Annotated in this window: 12 protein-coding genes and 1 pseudogene; 7 read left to right on the top strand and 6 right to left on the bottom strand. The window is 72.4% G+C overall.

All coding sequences use genetic code 11. The features are described from left to right. Window positions 1–33: 33 nt before the first annotated feature. Window positions 34–1,602 (bottom strand): bifunctional phosphoribosylaminoimidazolecarboxamide formyltransferase/IMP cyclohydrolase, encoded by a 1,569-nt coding sequence (gene purH, locus GKC29_RS08735; protein WP_155330338.1) that lies wholly within the window; start codon window positions 1,600–1,602, stop codon window positions 34–36. Further along, a complete protein-coding gene (gene purN / locus GKC29_RS08730; protein WP_155330337.1) occupies window positions 1,599–2,219 on the bottom strand; it encodes a phosphoribosylglycinamide formyltransferase in 621 nt (206 codons plus the stop codon). The genes purH and purN overlap by 4 nt, the downstream gene beginning before the upstream one ends. Window positions 2,220–2,388: 169 nt before the next feature. On the opposite strand from purN, the gene GKC29_RS08725 reads away from it, so the two are divergent. Beyond that, entirely contained in the window at window positions 2,389–2,679 is a 291-nt protein-coding gene (locus GKC29_RS08725; RefSeq protein ID WP_155330336.1) for a CD225/dispanin family protein, read from the top strand. Window positions 2,680–2,703: 24 nt separating this feature from the next. Continuing rightward, window positions 2,704–3,072, top strand: a pseudogene (locus tag GKC29_RS08720) (DUF4190 domain-containing protein); the annotation flags it as partial. Between the two features lie 173 nt (window positions 3,073–3,245). Here GKC29_RS08720 and GKC29_RS08715 read toward each other — a convergent pair. Continuing rightward, entirely contained in the window at window positions 3,246–4,520 is a 1,275-nt protein-coding gene (locus GKC29_RS08715; protein ID WP_155330335.1) for a DUF6350 family protein, read from the bottom strand. A gap of 145 nt (window positions 4,521–4,665) precedes the next feature. Between GKC29_RS08715 and GKC29_RS08710 the strand changes: the two genes are divergently transcribed. After that, complete coding sequence (locus GKC29_RS08710; protein ID WP_155330334.1) at window positions 4,666–4,929, top strand: DUF4190 domain-containing protein; 264 nt, start codon at window positions 4,666–4,668, stop codon at window positions 4,927–4,929. 80 nt (window positions 4,930–5,009) lie between these two features. Here the strand turns inward: GKC29_RS08710 and sucD are convergent, their stop codons facing one another. The 3 genes from sucD to GKC29_RS08695 all read right to left on the bottom strand — a co-directional run bounded on the left by sucD (window position 5,010) and on the right by GKC29_RS08695 (window position 7,925). After that, window positions 5,010–5,897 (bottom strand): succinate--CoA ligase subunit alpha, encoded by an 888-nt coding sequence (gene sucD / locus GKC29_RS08705; RefSeq protein ID WP_155330333.1) that lies wholly within the window; start codon window positions 5,895–5,897, stop codon window positions 5,010–5,012. A gap of 3 nt (window positions 5,898–5,900) precedes the next feature. Then, the gene (gene sucC / locus GKC29_RS08700; RefSeq protein ID WP_155330332.1) at window positions 5,901–7,079 is read right to left on the bottom strand and encodes an ADP-forming succinate--CoA ligase subunit beta; all 1,179 of its coding nucleotides are present in this window, start codon (window positions 7,077–7,079) and stop codon (window positions 5,901–5,903) included. Between the two features lie 441 nt (window positions 7,080–7,520). Beyond that, window positions 7,521–7,925, bottom strand: coding sequence for a cobalamin B12-binding domain-containing protein (locus GKC29_RS08695; RefSeq protein WP_155330331.1), 405 nt, complete (start codon window positions 7,923–7,925; stop codon window positions 7,521–7,523). A gap of 422 nt (window positions 7,926–8,347) precedes the next feature. Between GKC29_RS08695 and GKC29_RS08690 the strand changes: the two genes are divergently transcribed. The 4 genes from GKC29_RS08690 to GKC29_RS08675 all read left to right on the top strand — a co-directional run bounded on the left by GKC29_RS08690 (window position 8,348) and on the right by GKC29_RS08675 (window position 12,139). Next, a complete protein-coding gene (locus GKC29_RS08690; RefSeq protein ID WP_155330330.1) occupies window positions 8,348–9,058 on the top strand; it encodes a M23 family metallopeptidase in 711 nt (236 codons plus the stop codon). Window positions 9,059–9,332: 274 nt separating this feature from the next. Beyond that, the gene (locus GKC29_RS08685) at window positions 9,333–10,094 is read left to right on the top strand and encodes a M23 family metallopeptidase (RefSeq protein WP_230688961.1); all 762 of its coding nucleotides are present in this window, start codon (window positions 9,333–9,335) and stop codon (window positions 10,092–10,094) included. 246 nt (window positions 10,095–10,340) lie between these two features. After that, window positions 10,341–10,997 carry a response regulator transcription factor gene (locus GKC29_RS08680; protein WP_155330329.1) on the top strand — a complete coding sequence of 219 codons (657 nt, stop codon included), beginning with the start codon at window positions 10,341–10,343 and terminating at the stop codon, window positions 10,995–10,997. Then, window positions 10,997–12,139, top strand: coding sequence for a HAMP domain-containing sensor histidine kinase (locus GKC29_RS08675; RefSeq protein WP_155330328.1), 1,143 nt, complete (start codon window positions 10,997–10,999; stop codon window positions 12,137–12,139). The genes GKC29_RS08680 and GKC29_RS08675 overlap by 1 nt, the downstream gene beginning before the upstream one ends. Window positions 12,140–12,148: the final 9 nt, after the last annotated feature.

Genomic DNA, 12,148 nt, shown 5'->3' with positions numbered 1-12,148 from the left:
AGGGGCCCTTCTTAACAGGACACGTCGGGGCCGTCAGTGGAAGAAGTGGCGGGTGCCGGTCAGGTACATGGTCACGCCGGCCTCCTTGCAGGCCGCGATGGTCTCCTCGTCCCGGATCGAGCCGCCGGGCTGGACGATCGCCCGCACGCCCGCGTCGATGAGGATCTTCGGGCCGTCGGCGAACGGGAAGAACGCGTCGGAGGCGCACACCGCCCCGCGCGCCCGCTCGGCGCCGGCCCGGTCCACCGCCAGGCGGGCCGAGTCGACCCGGTTGACCTGGCCCATGCCGACGCCGACGGTCGCGCCGTCCTTGGCGAGCAGGATCGCGTTGCTCTTCACCGCCCGCACCGCCCGCCAGGCGAAGGCGAGGTCGCGCAGGGTCGCCTCGTCGGCCGCCTCGCCGGTGGCCAGGCGCCAGGTCGCCGGGTCGTCGCCCTCGGCGTCGATCCGGTCCCGCATCTGCACCAGCACACCGCCGGTGACCTGCCGCCACTCGGCCGGCAGCGGGGCGTACGCGGGTGCCCGCAGCAGCCGGATGTTCTTCTTCCCCTGAAGGATCTCGACGGCACCGGGCTCGAACTCCGGCGCGACGACCACCTCGGTGAAGATCTCCGCGACCTGCCGGGCCAGCTCGGCGCTGACCGGGCGGTTCACCGCGATCACGCCGCCGAACGCCGAGACCGGGTCGCAGGCGTGCGCCTTCCGGTGCGCCTCGGCCACGTCCGCGCCGACCGCGATGCCGCACGGGTTCGCGTGCTTGATGATCGCCACCGCCGGCTGGTCGGCGAAGTCGTTCGCGGCCCGCCACGCCGCGTCCGCGTCGAGGTAGTTGTTGTAGGACATCTCCTTGCCGTGCAGCTGCTCGGCCTGGGCGAGCCCCGCCGGGCCGGACGGGTCGGCGTAGAGGGCGGCCGCCTGGTGCGGGTTCTCGCCGTAGCGCAGCACGGCCTGCCGGCTCAGTGCCAGGCCGGCGAACTCCGGCCAGGCGGCATCCTCGACGAGTTCCTTCGCGCACCACTCGGCGACGGCCACGTCGTAGTCGGCGATCACCGCGAAGGCGCGGGCCGCGAGCGCCTTGCGCTGCGCCAGTGTGAACCCGTCGGCCCGCACGGCCGCCAGGAGCACCGGGTACGCGGCTGGGTCGGTCACCACCGCGACCGAGGCGTGGTTCTTGGCGGCGGCCCGGACCATCGCGGGCCCGCCGATGTCGATCTGCTCGACGCACTCGTCCTGGCTGGCCCCGGAGGCGACGGTGGCCTGGAACGGGTAGAGGTTGGAGACCAGCAGGTCGATCCCGGCGATGCCGTGCTCGGTGAGCTGCGCCGCGTGCGACTCCTTGCGCAGGTCGGCGAGGAGGCCACCGTGGATCTTCGGGTGCAGCGTCTTGACCCGGCCGTCGAGGATCTCCGGGAAACCGGTCACGGACTCCACCGCGGTCACCGGCACGCCCGCACCGGCGATGGCCGAGGCCGTGCTCCCCGTCGAGACGATCTCCACGCCGGCGTCGTGCAGCGCCCGGGCCAGCTCGACCAGGCCGGTCTTGTCGTAGACGCTGACCAGCGCCCGCCGGATCGGGCGGCGCTCGTCCTGACTGGAACTCACGGAACCGTGACCTTTCTTCCGGTGATCGTCCAACCTTCGCGGACCAGGCGGCCCACCTGCTCGACGAGCTGGCGCCGCTCGGCTTCCTTGATGCGCTCGGTAAGCGTCTCCACGTCGTCGTCGTCGAGCACCGGCACGGCGACCTGCGCGACAATCGGGCCGGTGTCCATCCCGGCGTCGACGAAGAAGAGGGTGGCCCCGGTGATCTTGACGCCGTAGGCGAGCGCGTCGCGAGGCCCGTGGATGCCGGGGAACGCCGGCAGCAGCGTGTTGTGCGTGTTGAGGTAGCGGTCGCCGAAGGCGGCGAGGAAATGCGGGCCGACCAGCTTCAGGAAACCGGCGGAGATGACCAGGTCCGGCTTGTGCTCGGCCACGTGCGCGGTGAGGGCGGCGTCCCAGTCCTCGCGGCTCGGGTGGGCCTTGACCCGCTCGACGAACGTCGGCACCCCCGCCGCGGCGGCGCGGTCCAGCCCCGCGATGCCGTCCCGGTCGGCGCCGACCGCGACCACCCGGGCTCCGTACGCCGGGTCGGCGCCGGCGTCGAGCAGTGCCTGGAGGTTGCTGCCGGAGCCGGAGACGAGGACGACGATGCGGGCGACGGACTCGGGCTCGGTCACCGGACAACCCTATCGGGACGGCGACGCCGTCCAGCCGGTGGGCGGCGGGCCGGTCACCGACGCCCTGACTGGCACGAACCGGGTACGCTGCCGGTCGCTCTGGCCGGCGCGTGCCCGGCCGTCACCATCCGACGCCCCGGCGTCGACCCCCGTTGAGGAGTGACCAGAGATGCAGCCCGGATACCCGCCCCAGCAGCCGGCCCCGGTCGACAACAACATGACGATGTCGATCGTCTCGATCTTCCTGTTCTGGCCGCTGGCCATCCCCGCCATCATCAACGCCAGCAAGGTCAACCCGCTGCTCCAGCAGGGTGACTACGCGGGCGCCCAGGCCGCCGCGGCGGAGTCGAAGAAGTGGTCCAAGTGGGCGCTCATCGTCGGCATCGTCATCTGGGGCGTCACCATCCTGTGCTGCCTGGCCTCCTTCGCGCTGAGCGGCAGCACCGCCAACAGCCTCTGACCGGACGGGACGTCCCACATGCGGCCCGGCCCCGATCCGTACGGTCCATCACCGACGGATCCCACCGCACCGCCGCCGCACGACCCGTACGGCGGGACGCCGGTGTACCCGAACGCGGGCTACCCCTTTCCGCGGGGACAGCAGAACACGCTCGGGCTGATCTCCATGATCCTCGGCATCGCGTCGGTCCCGCTGGTCTGCTGTCACCTCGGCCTGCCGCTGGGCGTGGCCGCGCTGGTGACCGGCTGGCTCGGGAAGCAGAAGGGCGACCAGGGGCTGGCGGGCAACCCGGGCCAGGCGGTCGCCGGCATGGTCTGCGGCGCGCTCGGCGCGGTGCTGGGCCTGGCCTGGGGCGCCCTCACAGTCGTCGGGTTCGGCCTGTCCGGGCCGTGATCGGCGTACCCGTGACAGCTCCGGCGGGGGCACCCGGACGATCCGGGCGCCCCCGCCGCCGTCCCGGGACCGCTCGCGCCGGCGGGTGACACTCGCGGTCCTGCCGGCGGAGCGTCGTGGCCGGACCGCACGGCCGGACCGGAGCGGGCGGCGGCCCAGGGCGGCCGGCGGGCTCAGGGGCGGGAGAGGACCCGGGTGGCGGCGGCACCGAGCAGCACGCCGACCCCGGTCACCGCGGTCGCGACGGCCGCCACGTGCCACGGCACCGGGCCGATGTCGGCGAGTCGGCCGCCGCCCAGCGGCCCGGCGGAGGCCGCCGCGGCGAGGCCGGCCAGCAGGCCCGCGACGGGCCCGGCCAGCACCGCCCGCCGGAGCAGGGGCGCCCAGGGCAGCGGCGCCTTCTCGTCTGCGGCGAGCCGGAACACCCGGCGGGCCAGCAACCAGCCCGCCACCATGCCGGCCAGCACCGGTATCGCGAGCAGCGCGGTGGCGGGCCCGTCGACCGGCCCCCCGGGAAGCCCGGCCACGAGCGGCACGGCCGGCAGCGCGCCCACTGACACCTCGCTCGTCCGGACGGCCGTGTCGGTGCCGACGGCGAAACCGGGACCGAGCAGGTAACTGGCCGACCAGACGGCGGCGTTCGGGGCGTACGCCAGGCTGACCAGCGTGATGCCCGCCTGGCCGGCCACTCCGGTCCGGTACGCCCCGATCAGGTCGGCCGCGTCACCACCCCCGGTCGCCACCGAGAGGCCCGCCGCACCGGCCCCGGCCGCGAGCAGCAGCAGCCCGGCGACCAGGCCGGCCCGAACTCCGTCGCGCAGCGGCAGCGGCGCCCGCTCGGCGAGCAGGTGGGCGACGCCGGTCGTGCGGGCGGCGCCGACCAGGGCGGCGAGCGTGCCGACGACGGCCAGCGTCAGCCCCGCCCGCACCGGCGACACCCCCGGCCCGCCGGCCGCCACCAGCAGCGCGGCGAGCACGCCGAGCACGGCGTACGCGACACCGACCGCGCCGGCGGCGACGAGCGCCCGCCGTGGGGAGCGGCTGCCGCGCGCGCCGATCGCGCGGCTGGTGTGCACTCCGGCGCGGGTGAGCCGCCAGACGGCGAGCAAGGTCAGGGCGAGCGGGGCGAGACCGAGCGGCCCGGCGTCGGTCGTCAACGGGACACCGTGCCCGAGGAGCCAGCCGGCCAGCCCGGCACGGACCGCACCCGGCACGGTCGCGGCCCCCTCGCTGAGCTGGACGAGCCAGAGCACCACCGCGACCGGCAGCCAGGAGGTGAACGCTGCCCCGGCGGCGGCGACCCCGGCGGCGACGGCGAGGGGCGGCCGGCGGCGGGGCGGCTCGCCGGCGCGCGGTGCGGGGATCCGCCGGGCCGCCCCGGGGCGCCCGGGTGGCCGCGGGCCCACCTCCGTGGGTCGGCTGGGCTGATCGGGGGTGACGAACGACATCGGGTCTACTCTGGCACGCCGCACCGCTGATGGCAGTCCGATACCGCGCCCGGACGGCGGCGAGTTCCGTGATCCACCGTCCCCCACCTCCGATCGGGTCTAGCCTCGGCCACAGGACGTGATCGCGAGGCGGAGGAGGCAAGCCGTGAACGCTCCCTACCCACCGCCCCCACCCCCACCGGCGGGTGGCCGGGACCGGACCACCCTCTGGGGCGTGCTCGGCATCATCACCGGCCTGCTCTGTTGCGGCATCCTGGGGATCGTCTTCGGCTACCTGTCGATCCGCGACGCCCGCCGCTTCGGTCAGTCGCCGGTGCTGGGCTGGCTGGCCATAGCCTTCGGCGTGATCAACATCATCGGGAGCGGCATCCTCTGGGCCGGCGGCAACTATCCGCTCTACAACGACTGAGCCCCGGACCGCCGGGATCCGGAAACGAGCGGAGGGGCCGACCGTGACCGGTCGGCCCCTCCGCGACAGCCGTTGCGGGCTCAGCCCGCCGACATGATCTCCCGCATCAGCTTCGCGGTCTCGGTCGGGGTCTTGCCGACCTTGACGCCGACCGCCTCGAGCGCGGCCTTCTTGGCGTCGGCCGTGCCGGCCGAGCCGGAGATGATGGCGCCCGCGTGCCCCATGGTCTTGCCGGGCGGCGCGGTGAAGCCGGCGATGTAGCCGACCACCGGCTTGGTCACGTTCGCCTTGATGAACTCCGCGGCCCGTTCCTCGGCGTCGCCACCGATCTCACCGATCATGACGATCGCGTCGGTGTCCGGGTCGGCCTCGAACGCGGCCAGCGCGTCGATGTGGGTGGTGCCGATGATCGGGTCACCGCCGATGCCGACGCAGGTGGAGAAGCCGATGTCGCGCAGCTCGTACATCATCTGGTAGGTCAGCGTGCCGCTCTTGCTGACCAGGCCGATCCGGCCGGTGCCGGTGATGTCGGCCGGGATGATGCCGGCGTTGGAGGCGCCCGGCGAGGCGATGCCGGGGCAGTTCGGGCCGATGATCCGGGTCCGCTCGCCCTGCGCCACGTTGTACGCCCAGAAGGCGGCGGTGTCGTGCACCGGCACGCCCTCGGTGATCACCACGGCCAGCGGGATGCCGGCGTCGATCGCCTCGATCACCGCGCCCTTGGTGAACTGCGGCGGCACGAAGATGACCGTCACGTCGGCGCCGGTCTCCTTCATGGCGTCCGCGACGTTCGCGAAGACCGGCAGCTCGGTGCCGTCGAAGTCCACGGTGGTGCCCGCCTTGCGCGGGTTCACGCCGCCGACGACGTTGGTGCCCGCGGCGAGCATCCGCCGGGTGTGCTTGGAACCCTCGGAACCGGTCATCCCCTGAACGATGACCTTCGAGTCCTTGGTCAGCCAGATCGCCATGTGTCAGACCCCCGCAGCGGCCAGCTCGGCGGCCCGCTCGGCCGCGCCGTCCATCGTGTCGACCCGCTGCACGAGCGGGTTGTTCGCGCCGTCGAGGATCGCCCGACCGGCCTCGGCGTTGTTGCCGTCGAGGCGGACGACCAGCGGCTTGGTGACCTTCTCGCCACGCTGCTCGAGCAGGGCCAGCGCCTGCACGATTCCGTTGGCGACCTCGTCGCAGGCGGTGATGCCGCCGAAGACGTTGACGAAGACGCTCCTGACCGACGGGTCGGACAGCACGATCTCCAGGCCGTTGGCCATCACGGCCGCGCTCGCGCCGCCGCCGATGTCGAGGAAGTTGGCCGGCTTGACGCCGCCGTGCCGCTCACCGGCGTACGCGACCACGTCGAGGGTCGACATGACCAGACCCGCGCCGTTGCCGATGATGCCGACCTCGCCGTCGAGCTTGACGTAGTTGAGGTCCTTCTCCGTGGCGGCCTGCTCCAGCGGGTCCACCGCGGCCTGGTCGACCAGCGCCTCGTGGTCCGGGTGCCGGAAGGCGGCGTTCTCGTCCAGGGTCACCTTGGCGTCGAGCAGCAGCAGCTTGCCCTCGCCGGTCTTCGCCAGCGGGTTCACCTCGACCAGCGTGGCGTCCTCGGCGACGAAGGCCTTCCACAGGCCCACGGCGACCTCGACGACCTGGTCGGCGACCTCGGCCGGGAAGCCGGCGGCGACGACGATCTCGCGCGCCTTCGCCTCGTCGACGCCGGTGTTCGCGTCGATCGGGGCCTTGACGACCTTCTCCGGGGTCTCGGCGGCGACCTGCTCGATGTCCATGCCGCCGGCCACGCTGGCGATGCAGAGGAAGGTACGGTTCGCCCGGTCCAGCAGGTAGGAGAAGTAGTACTCCTCGGCCACGTCCGCGGTCACGGTGATCATGACCTTGTGGACGGTGTGCCCCTTGATGTCCATGCCGAGGATGTCGGTGGCCCGGGCCACCGTCTCCTCCGCGCCCTCGGCCAGCTTCACACCGCCGGCCTTGCCCCGGCCGCCGACCTTCACCTGCGCCTTGACGACCACCCGACCGCCGAGGCGTTCGGCGATCGCGCGGGCCTCCTCCGGGGTCGTGGCGACGCCGCCGGCGAGCACGGGCAACCCGTGCCGCTCGAACAGGTCCCGCCCCTGGTACTCGTACAGGTCCACGATTGCGCGTCCCGTCCCGTCTCCGCGGCGCGCCGTCGCGCCGCCACCAGCGATATGGAAAACAGTTTGACGCCTGTCATCAGTTGAAACAGGCCATTGGGCGCAGCCTAGCGAGGTCGGCACCGCCGGCAACCGAGCGGGTGCGCGGTGTGCGGTAATGCACAACCGCCCCGCCGCCGCCCGCCCGTCATGCCGTCGTCAGCCTTCCGGGCGATGTTGCCCGGGGTGCGTAACCCCTCCGGCAGGGCGTCGTTGAGTCAGGTGTCGGAGCGCTGGTTCGGCGCGACGACGGGAGACGGCCGATGCCCTGTCGGTCGAGGGGTGGCGGCGGGGCATCGTGCATAGAGGGGCCGGACGTGTGAGGGGTGCGTCCGGCCCCTCCCCCTGTTCCGGTACGGGCGCCGGGTCGACCGCACGGCCGGCCGCGCGGCCGGGTGGGCGTCAGCCGACCGGCTGCGCCACGTTCTGCCGGACCCACTCCACGATCGACTGGGTGGTCGCCCCCGGCGTGAAGATCTTGGCGACCCCGAGCTTCTCCAGCTCCGGGATGTCGGCGTCCGGGATGATGCCGCCGCCGAACACGACGATGTCCCGCGCGTCCCGCTCGCCGAGCAGCTCCAGCACCTTGCGGAAGAGCGTCATGTGCGCCCCGGAGAGAACGGAGAGCCCGACGGCGTCGGCGTCCTCCTGGATCGCCGTCTCGACGATCTGCTCGGGGGTCTGGTGCAGACCGGTGTAGATGACCTCCATGCCGGCGTCCCGGAGGGCACGCGCGACGACCTTGGCGCCACGGTCGTGGCCGTCCAGGCCCGGCTTGGCGACGACGACCCGAACACGAGAGCTCATCTGCGCATCCCCTTCACCGGCTCCGCGGCTCTACCTGAACGAACGGTAACCCGGCCGGGCCGAGCCGGGAAATCCGGGCCGCGTCACATCAGGCGGACGGCGGACACCGGTACGTGGCCGGGCAGTGACAGTTACGGTCTCGGTCGTCAAGCGGGACGACTCCGCCGTTTGGTCACGCTGCGCGACGAACGGTCGGTATCGGGGGCACGTTCACCGGGCTGTGAGGTGCCACAATCATGGACGCAACCGGACAGATCGCTACACCAATTCGGCGATGCGGCTTGTGACGGACGTGGCAGTTGGCTAACGTGTCCACGGTTGTCATCAGGTCCATGGACGGGTGGCGACGCGGTCAGCGGACGTTCAGCCGAGCTTCACGAACGCCCCGGGCCGCTTCGGTACCCCGACAACGGAGGGTGTGCGTGCGCCAGCGCCTGTCGTCTGAGCCCGATCGATATCGCGGTCGCCGCCGCGTACCCACCCCGCCGCGGAGCCGTTACGCCGCCGTCGTCACCACCGCTTTCGTCGGTGCCGGCGGGGTCGCGCTCCTCGCGGGCGCCCTGCCGGACGCCAAGAGCGTCAACCCGTCGGTCCTCGACGAGTTGAAGGCCGCGTCCACGCTGAGCCAGGACGCCGCCGACCGCGCCGACGCCGCGGACCGCGCGACGCGTGGCAACACCCGCGGCGGCGCCGAGGCCGAGCCCGAGGTCTGGCTGCTCCCCCTCCAGGGTTACGACTTCAACTCGCCCTACGGAGTGCGCTGGGGCAAGTTGCACACCGGCGTCGACCTGGTCGCCCCCGAGGGCACCCCCTACGTCGCCATCCACGACGGCACCGTCACCAAGGCCGGCTGGTTCGGCGGGTACGGCTACACGGTGATCGTCCGCCACGCCGACGGCAGCGAGGCCATCTACGGCCACTCCTCCGCGGTGACGGTCAAGGAGGGCCAGCAGGTCAAGGCGGGAGACCAGCTCGGCCTGGTCGGCAACACCGGCCACTCCTACGGCTCCCACCTGCACCTGGAGATCCATGTCAAGGGCGAGCCGCTCGACCCGGTGCCATGGCTCAAGGAACGCGGAGTGGACATCAAGCTCCAGGTGGAGGCAATCTACAACGAGGTTGCCGCCTCCTGACGCTGCGTGATGCCCGACAACCGCCCGGATCGTTCGATCCGGGCGGTTCCGTATTGCCACCCGAGGCGGGAAAGTGTCCTGGGTCACATCACGGGATGTGGCCAAGCACACGGCCATCCATGATCGACTTTCGCGGCATTCCCGGACAGCAGGGGACATAGGGCCCTCGACCACATCGGACCCGCCGCCGCCGCCCCGGTCCCCTTATCCGGCCTGATCCGGACCGACACCAGTATTTCGAGGTCACATGCCCCTCGATCAGTGAAGGTCCGTAGTGCAGGACGACAGCTCCAACCCGACCGAGAACATCGCCCCCGTCCGGCACCGCAGGCGGGCCAGCACGCGTACCCGCGTGCTGATGGCCACGGCGGTCGCGGTGGCCGGACTCGGTCTCGGGGGCGTCGCGGTCGCCGCAACAGGTAACGACGACGCCACCGTGCCGGCCGCCGCCGCGATCGACGCACAGGCCCGCGCCGACGCCGCCGCCCGGGCCGACCGCTCCGCCCGCGAGTCGGCCAGCCCCACCCCGGCGAGCCCGACGCCCGGCCCGTCCACTGCCAGCCCCACACCGAAGGCCACCGCCAAGCCGACGGTGACGGCCAAGCCGACGCCGAAGAAGACCACCCGGCCGAAGCCGACGTGGGTCATCCCCATGAAGGGCGCGGAGATCACCTCCTGCTACGGCCCCCGCTGGGGAGTCCTCCACGCCGGAATCGACTTCGCCATGCCCGCCGGCACGCCGGTCCGCGCCGCGTACCGCGGCACCGTGGAGAAGGCCGGCGACGCCGGCGACGGCTACGGCATCTCCGTCGTGGTCGACCACGGCAACGGCTACCTCACCCACTACGCCCACCTGAGCACCGCGAAGGTGAGCGTCGGTGACCCGGTCGCCGCCGGGGAGACCATCGGCCTGGAGGGCTCCACCGGCGACTCCACCGGCCCGCACCTGCACTTCGAGGTGCACCAGGGCCAGCTGTGGAACCAGATCGACCCGGCGCCGTTCCTGCGCGCCCGGGGCATCGACGTGGCCTGCTGACGGCTCGTAGCTCAATAGATCTGGCGGTTTCTCAACGGGCATGAGTGGGCCGCGCGGCAGGCGGGCAAGGCCGGCATCGGCTTCACCGCGCTGTCCAAAGGGTTCGCCGCCACCGATGACCCGACCGGCCCGCAGGCGGTCTGCGACCGGCTTCGCCCGGTCACGACAATTCACTCACACCCTGCTCACAACGCCCATGCATACTTGGCGGTCGGTCGGTCGGCGGTTCGGTCGAGAGGTGGCGGGGTGCGGGTCCTGGTCGTGGAGGATGAGGTGCTGATGGCTGAGGCCGTCGCCGAGGGGCTGCGGCAGGAGGCCATCGCCGTCGACGTCGCCTACGACGGGGCGACGGCACTGGAGAAGCTCGCCGTCAACGCGTACGACGTGGTGGTCCTCGACCGCGACCTGCCCCGGGTGCACGGCGACGAGGTGTGCCGCCAGGTCGTGGCGCAGGGCCTGGACGTGCGGGTGCTGATGCTCACCGTGTCGGTGACGGTGGCCGAGCGGGTCGCCGGGCTCAGCCTCGGTGCCGACGACTACCTGTCGAAGCCGTTCGCGTTCGCCGAGCTGGTGGCCCGGGTGCGGGCGCTCGGCCGGCGCGCCCGACCGGCGACGCCGCCGGTGCTGGAACGGGCCGGCATCCGGCTCGACCCGCACCACCGCGAGACCTACCGTGACGGCCGCTACGTCAGCCTGTCCCGTCGTGAGTTCGCGGTGCTGGAGGAGCTACTGCGGGCCGGAGGCGCGGTGGTGTCGGCCGAGACGCTGCTGGAAAAGGTCTGGGACGAGCACATGGACCCGTTCACCACCATCGTCCGGGTCACCATCAGCGGGCTGCGCCGCAAGCTGGGCGAGCCGCAGCCGATCGAGACGGTCACCGCCGTCGGCTACCGGATCCGCTGATGCGCGAGTGGCGCGGCAGCCTGCGGGTCCGGCTGACCGTCGTGTTCAGCCTGCTGTTCGCCCTGGCGGGCGGGGCGGTGCTGGCGGGCATGCTGATCCTGGTCGACAACAGCATGGAGTTCAGCCTGAACGTCGCGTACAACGAAAAGTACGGGCTGCTCCCGCCGGAGCAACAGGCGGTCGCGAGTGAGCACATCGAGCGCAGTTTCGTCTCCAAGCAGGCGATCATGGATTCGATGCAGGCGAACCTGCTGTTCAAGGGCGGGATGACGCTGCTGGCGGTGTGGGTGCTGGTCACCGCGGCGGGCTGGTTCGTCGCCGGGCGGCTGCTGCGCCCGCTCAGCATGATCACCAAGACCGCGCACCGGATCGCGGGGCGCACCCTGCACAAGCGCATCGACCTGGACGCCCCGCCGGGCGAGGTGAAGAGCCTGGCCGATTCGTTCGACAGCATGCTGGACCGCCTCGACGGGGCATTCGCCGGGCAGGGCCGGTTCATCGCCAACGCCGCACACGAGCTGAAGACCCCAATCGCGCTCAACCGCACCCTGGTCGAGGTTGCGATGGGCCGCCCGGACAGCCCGGCCGAGGTCAGGCAGCTGGGCGACACCCTGCTCGCGGTCAACCTGCGCCACGAACGGCTGATCGATTCGCTGCTCACCCTGGCCAGGGCGGAGGAGGCAGTCACCGACCGGCGGTCGGTCGACCTGGCGCAACTGGCGGGGTATGCGCTCGAGGTCACCGCGAAGGCGGCCGCGGAGCAGCGGGTGCAGGTCCAGGCGCAACTCGCGGCGGCGCCGGTGGTCGGCGACCCGATCCTGCTGGAGCAGTTGATCCGCAACCTGGTCGACAACGCGGTCCGCTACAACCACCCGCACGGCTTCGTGTGGGTGCAGACCCTGGCCGAGGTCCGGCAGGCCGAGATCATCGTGACCAACACGGGCGCACTGATCTCGCCGCACGAGGTGCCGGTGCTGTTCGAGCCGTTCCGCCGGCTCACCGATCGGGTGGGTTCGGCCCGGGGCAGCGGTCTGGGCCTGTCCATCGTGCGGGCGGTCGCCCAGGCTCACGGCGGCGACGCGCTGGCCACCCCCCGTCCCGACGGCGGCCTGTCCGTGCGCGTGATCCTGCCCCGCCCGTGACGCCCTGCG

Origin of the sequence: Micromonospora sp. WMMC415 (assembly GCF_009707425.1) — a bacterium.
In the GTDB taxonomy this organism is placed as follows: Bacteria; Actinomycetota; Actinomycetes; order Mycobacteriales; family Micromonosporaceae; genus Micromonospora.
This window is presented reverse-complemented; position numbering and strand designations above follow the sequence as displayed.

Excerpts from the sequence above, each read along its gene's own strand:
- GKC29_RS08725 (WP_155330336.1), top strand. The coding sequence starts at position 2,389 with ATGCAGCCCGGATACCCGCCCCAGCAGCCGGCCCCGGTCGACAACAAC.
- GKC29_RS08715 (WP_155330335.1), bottom strand. The coding sequence starts at position 4,520 with ATGTCGTTCGTCACCCCCGATCAGCCCAGCCGACCCACGGAGGTGGGC.
- sucD (WP_155330333.1), bottom strand. The coding sequence starts at position 5,897 with ATGGCGATCTGGCTGACCAAGGACTCGAAGGTCATCGTTCAGGGGATG.
- GKC29_RS08695 (WP_155330331.1), bottom strand. The coding sequence starts at position 7,925 with ATGAGCTCTCGTGTTCGGGTCGTCGTCGCCAAGCCGGGCCTGGACGGC.
- GKC29_RS08675 (WP_155330328.1), top strand. The coding sequence starts at position 10,997 with ATGCGCGAGTGGCGCGGCAGCCTGCGGGTCCGGCTGACCGTCGTGTTC.